This window comes from Guyparkeria sp., from assembly GCF_041687595.1.
Classification (GTDB): Bacteria; Pseudomonadota; Gammaproteobacteria; order Halothiobacillales; family Halothiobacillaceae; genus Guyparkeria.
In genome coordinates, this window is the sequence record NZ_JAWLBP010000001.1 from 1 (window position 1) to 5,851 (window position 5,851).

Annotated in this window: 4 protein-coding genes; 1 reads left to right on the forward strand and 3 read right to left on the reverse strand. The window is 65.3% G+C overall.

Going from position 1 to position 5,851, the window contains the following annotated elements:
• On the reverse strand, positions 1–2,159 hold a 2,159-nt coding region (locus ACESL5_RS00005), incomplete at its 3' end, for a cation-translocating P-type ATPase (protein WP_372590724.1).
• A 298-nt stretch (positions 2,160–2,457) separates the two neighbouring features.
• Here ACESL5_RS00005 and ACESL5_RS00010 point away from each other — a divergent pair.
• Positions 2,458–4,719: an Orn/Lys/Arg decarboxylase N-terminal domain-containing protein gene (locus tag ACESL5_RS00010; protein WP_372590725.1), complete on the forward strand. Its 2,262-nt coding sequence runs from the start codon at positions 2,458–2,460 to the stop codon at positions 4,717–4,719.
• A 53-nt stretch (positions 4,720–4,772) separates the two neighbouring features.
• Here the strand turns inward: ACESL5_RS00010 and ACESL5_RS00015 are convergent, their stop codons facing one another.
• Positions 4,773–5,390 (reverse strand): exopolysaccharide biosynthesis protein, encoded by a 618-nt coding sequence (locus tag ACESL5_RS00015; RefSeq protein WP_372590726.1) that lies wholly within the window; start codon positions 5,388–5,390, stop codon positions 4,773–4,775.
• A gap of 39 nt (positions 5,391–5,429) precedes the next feature.
• Positions 5,430–5,771: a hypothetical protein gene (locus ACESL5_RS00020; protein WP_372590727.1), complete on the reverse strand. Its 342-nt coding sequence runs from the start codon at positions 5,769–5,771 to the stop codon at positions 5,430–5,432.
• Positions 5,772–5,851: the final 80 nt, after the last annotated feature.

Consider the following 5,851-nt stretch of genomic DNA (forward strand, 5'->3'; position numbering starts at 1 on the left):
GTCAGTCCGACCATCACCGCGATCAGGATCGCCAGCGATTCACCGCCATTGACCGGCAGCAGGAACAAAATGGCCTTTTTCAGGTTGTCGTAGACCGTGCGTCCTTCCCGGACGGCACGCGCGACCGAGGCAAAGTTGTCGTCGGCAAGCACCATCTCGGCAGCCTCCCGGGCGACCTCGGTACCGCCACGCCCCATGGCCACGCCCACGTCGGCGCGCTTGAGGGCCGGTGCATCGTTCACGCCGTCACCGGTCATCGCCACGACCTGCCCCTGCGCTTGCAACGCCGTCACCAGGCGGAGCTTGTGCTCGGGCGTGGTCCGGGCGAACACGTCGACGTTCATCACCTTGCGGGCCAATTCCTCGTCGTCGAGCTGGTCGATCTGGTGTCCGGTGATCACCTCGTCGGTGTTCTCAAGCTTGAGTTGTCGCGCGATACCCCCAGCCGTCAGGGCGTGGTCACCGGTGATCATCTTGACCCGGATGCCGGCCGTGCGGCAGTCCTGCACGGCCCGGATCGCCTCGTCGCGCGGCGGATCCATCAGGCCGAGCAGTCCAAGGAAGACCATGTCATCCTCGAGATCGTCATAGCTCAGTTCGCGGTGATCGCCAGACACCGACCGCACGGCGATACCGAGCACCCGCTGCCCTTCGGCGGCGATACTCTCGACCTCGTCTTCCCAGTACGAACGGTCGAGCGGCTCGGTCCCGCCTTGCCCGTCCCGCTGCTCGCCGCAGAGATCGAGAATGCGCTCGGGCGCGCCCTTGACGAAGACGTAGCCCTGTCCCTCGTGATCGTGATGCAGGGTGGCCATCAGCCGGTGCTCGGTCTCGAAGGGAATGACGTCGATCCGCGGCAGGCGGTCGTCCTCCCCCTCGAGATCCAGCCCTGCCTTCATTGCAGCGACGAGAAGCGCCCCCTCCATCGGGTCGCCATCGACCTGCCACTGGTCGCCCTGGCGCTGCAGGGATGCGTCGTTGCACCGCGCGGCAGTTCGAACGGCCTCCTTCAACGCCGGACAGTTCTCCGGGTCGACCTCGGCTCCGTCGGCGGAAAAACCACCATGCGGGTCATAACCCGCCCCACTCGCGGTGAACACCTCTCCCGCCGTGACCACGGTGCGCAGGGTCATCTCGTTGCGAGTGAGCGTGCCCGTCTTGTCCGAACAGATGATCGAAACCGACCCAAGCGTCTCCACCGCCGGCAGACGTCGAATGATGGCATTGCGCCCGGCCATGCGCTGAACACCAATGGCCAGCGTGACCGTCAGGATGGCCGGCAGTCCCTCGGGAATCGCGGCCACGGCCAGACCGACCACCGTCATGAACATCTCGGTGGCCTCGAGGTGCTGCCACCAAAATCCGTATGCAAACACGGCCGCTGCGATGCCGACGATCACGATAGCCAATAGCCGGGCGAAGCGATCCATCTGTTCGAGCAGTGGTGTCGTCATGGACTCGACGTCCGCAAGCATGCCGCTGATGCGACCGATTTCCGTGTCCGCACCGGTCGCCACCACCACGCCGACGCCCTGCCCACCTGCCACCAGCGTCCCGGAATACGCCATCCCGGCACGATTGCCCAGGTCGGCATCCGGATCGACCGCCTCGACCGCCTTTTCCACGGCCACCGATTCGCCGGTCAGCACGGCCTCCTGGATGCGCAGGTTGCGCGCCCGCAGCAGCCGCAGGTCGGCCGGCACCTTGTCTCCGGGCTCGATCAGCACCACGTCACCGGGAACCAGCTCCTCGGCCGGCATAGTGCGCCGCTTGCCATCCCGGGTGACTGAGGCCCGCGGCGAGAGCATGTGCCGGATGGCCTCCAGCGCCTGCTCGGCCTTGCCTTCCTGGGCAAAACCGATCACGGCATTGACTACCACCACACCGAGGATCACCCAGGTATCGATCCAGTGGCCCAGCAAGGCGGTGACCACCGCCGCTGCGACAAGCACCTGGATCAGCAGGTTGTTGAACTGCGCGGCAAGGCGCGCTGCCGGACCACGTCGTTTACCGGCAGGCAGGCGGTTGGGGCCATGCGTCTCCAGGCGGCGATCCGCCTCGGTCTGGCTCAGCCCGTCTTCGGTACTGTCGACCTTGGCCAACGCCTCCTCGCTGCCCAGACTGTGCCAGTCGGTCGACTGATCTGATCGTTCCGCCATACCTGCTCCTCGAGGAACCCCTGAACTGACTGAAAGCGTCCGTCGGGTTGAACCGTTCCGAACCCGTGCCGCAGCCCACCAACAATCATCGGGCCGATTGGCCCGCAAGCCGTTCCGCCGCGATCCGCCGAGCTTTGTCGACCCGCTCGATACAACAGTATGGTGTAGAATCGAGGCCGTTTCGCCCGGGGTTCAACCTCGGGTTTTGCCATTGGCGGCAAGGGCCGGATCCGACAGCATGATCCGACCCGGTTCGTCGTCTGATCAACCACTTGCGGGTCCCGAGGTTGCCACTCCCATGATCTTCCGCTTCCCCATCGTCATCATCGACGAGGATTTTCGTTCCGAGAACGTCTCCGGTCTGGGTATTCGTGCGCTGGCCGACGCCATCCGCGCCGAGGGCCAGGAAGTTCTCGGCGTGACCAGCTATGTGGACCTGGCCGCCTTCGCCCAGCAGCAGGCACGGGTGTCCGCCTTCGTCATCTCGATCGATGACGAGGAATTCCACGGGGGGAACGAGCCGGTCGACGAGTCGCTGGAAGTGATCGTCCAGCTGCGCAACTTCATCCAGGAAATCCGCTTTCGCAACGCGGACATCCCGATCTTCCTCTACGGCGAGACGCGTACCAGCCGGCACCTGCCCAACGACGTGCTCAAGGAGCTGCACGGCTTCATCCACATGTTCGAGGACACGCCCGAGTTCGTCGCTCGCCACGTCATCCGCGAGGCGCGCAGCTACCTCAACTCTCTCGCCCCGCCCTTCTTCCGCGCATTGACCGGCTACGCCGCCGATGGCTCGTACTCCTGGCACTGCCCGGGGCATTCCGGCGGGGTGGCCTTCCTCAAGAGCCCGGTCGGGCAGATGTTCCACCAGTTCTTCGGCGAGAACCTGCTGCGCGCGGATGTCTGCAATGCCGTCGACGAACTGGGGCAGCTGCTCGATCACACCGGTCCGGTGGCCGCCTCGGAGCGCAACGCCGCGCGCATCTTCAATGCCGACCACCTCTTTTTCGTCACCAACGGCACCTCGACCTCCAACCGCATGGTGTGGAACTCGAACGTCGCGCCGGGTGACGTGGTAGTGGTCGATCGCAACTGCCACAAGTCGATCCTGCATTCGATCATCCTGACGGGTGCCATCCCGGTGTTCCTGATGCCGACGCGCAACCACTACGGCATCATCGGCCCGATCCCGCGTAGCGAATTCTCCAAGGAAAACATCAGGAAGAAGATCGCCGAACATCCGTTCGCCGGACAGGTTGAGGATCAGCAGCCCAAGATCCTCACCATCACCCAGTCGACCTACGACGGCATTCTCTACAACGTCGAGGAGATCAAGGACGAGCTCGACGGCTTCGTCGAATGCCTCCACTTCGACGAGGCCTGGCTGCCGCACGCGGCATTCCACGACTTCTACGGCGACTACCACGCCATCGGCGCCGACCGGCGCCGCTGCGAGGACTCGGTGATCTACTCGACCCAGTCGACCCACAAGCTGCTCGCGGGCCTGTCGCAGGCCTCCCAGGTGCTGGTGCAGGACTGCAAGAAGGAACGCTTCGATCAGGATGTCTTCAACGAGGCCTACCTGATGCACTCGTCGACCTCCCCGCAGTACGCGATCATCGCCTCCTGCGACGTGGCCGCCTCGATGATGGAACCGCCGGGGGGTACCGCGCTGGTCGAGGAATCGATCTTCGAGGCAATGGATTTCCGCCGTGCCATGCAGAAGGTGGACGCCGAGTACGGCGAGGACTGGTGGTTCAAGGTCTGGGGCCCGGATTCGATCCCCGAGGAAGGCATCGGCACGCGCGACGACTGGATGCTGCACGAGGACGATCGCTGGCACGGCTTCGGCCGGGTGCCGACCGGCTTCAACATGCTCGATCCGATCAAGGCGACCATCATCACGCCCGGTCTGGACGTCGACGGCGATTTCCACGACTGGGGCATCCCGGCGGCGGTCGTCACCCGCTATCTCGCCGAGCACGGAGTCGTGGTGGAGAAGGCCGGGCTCTACAGCTTTTTCATCATGTTCACGATCGGCATCACCAAGGGCCGCTGGAACACGCTGCTGACCGCGTTGCAGCAGTTCAAGGACGAGTACCAGCGCAACCAGCCGCTGTGGCGGATCATGCCGGAGTTCGTCAACAAGCACCCGCGCTACGAGCGCGTCGGTCTGCGCGATCTCTGCGAGCGGCTGCACGCCGTCTACCGCGAGCACGACGTGGCCAAGCTGACCACCGAGATGTACATCTCCAACATCGAGCCGGCCATGCGCCCGGCGGATGCCTGGTCGAAGATGGCGAGAAAGCAGATCGAGCGCGTCGCGATCGACGACCTCGAAGGGCGGGTCACCGCCTCACTGGTCACGCCCTACCCGCCCGGCATCCCCCTGCTGATCCCCGGCGAGCGCTTCAACGCACGCATCGTCGAGTACCTGCGCTTCGTGCGGCACTTCAACCGGCAGATGCCCGGCTTCGAGACGGACGTGCACGGACTGGTCGCCGAGGAGACCGAGGATGGGATCCGCTACTTCATCGACTGCGTGCGACAGGACTGACACGGCGCGAGCCGTCGACGGTCACGAACCCAACCGAGCCGGGGGCGACCGGGTCAGGTCAGACCGGCGAGCGCAAGCCCGCCGACGGCCGCCAGATACGTCACGGCGAGCACGACGAACACCCCGTCGAACGCCACCATTGCCAGGCCAAAAAGGACCACACTCAATCCCGCCGCCGTGGCGGAAAATGGCACCACCTCCATCAGCGGCATCATGAGAGCCAGCACGCTGCATATCACCGCGATGCCCACTGCGCCCCCGTTCGCGACGAGGAAGGTCAGCCTCGGCCGGAGAAACCAGTCGACGTAACGAGCCGGACGGTGCAACCAGCCGAGCGCTTTCACCAGCCGGTCACTGGCCACGTAACGGGCCAGCAGCCAGCGAGGCAGCCAGAACGACTTTCGGCCGAACAGCATCTGCAGGGAGGTAAGAAGCAGTGCGATGCCCATGGTGGTGGGCATGCCGGGGATACCGCTGATCGGCGAGACGAGAAGTACGCCGATGAGGAGGAGAAAGGGGCCGAAGGAGCGCGTTCCCAGCGCATCGATGATGCTGCTCAGGTAAACCCGCTCGCTCCCGGCGGCCACGGAAGCGATACGGGCCAGCAATTGACCCAGATTGCGTGGCTCATCCGGATCGGACAGCGTCAGGCGGGTATGGGGTTCGGACATGCCGTCACGTCCTCTCGGCTCCGGCGGGCATCCTGCCGCTCAGAACCGGTCACGGCGACGGCAGACCGACGCTCCCGCACGTCGGGACAGAAAGCGGACCTCGGCCAGCAGGCAGATAGCCCGCCCGACCGTGCCCGCGCCACCGCCGCGCTCGGTCAGACCACCGGCGGCGAAGGCCGCAGCCAGCGAGACCCAAGGGTGATGCGAGATACCGGTCGCCGCGACCTGACGACCGACACTGACCAGGTCGTCCAGCGCCGCGCCGGAAAGCGTCAGGCGCAACTTTGCCAGTCGCAACGCCTCGTCGGGTGGCATCTCGCGGTCATCGCCGCGATCCTGTCGATACGCGCGCTCGCGCAGCCGTTGCGTGGCTCCATTCACCGGATCCACCGATAGGCCCAGTACGCCAGAACCAAGGCCACGGTCAGGCACCCGAGCCCCACTATCGCGAAGGCGGCAGC

Bases quoted from the DNA above. Each gene is read 5' to 3' on its own strand.
- ACESL5_RS00010 (WP_372590725.1), top strand. From the start codon at position 2,458: ATGATCTTCCGCTTCCCCATCGTCATCATCGACGAGGATTTTCGTTCC.
- ACESL5_RS00015 (WP_372590726.1), bottom strand. From the start codon at position 5,390: ATGTCCGAACCCCATACCCGCCTGACGCTGTCCGATCCGGATGAGCCA.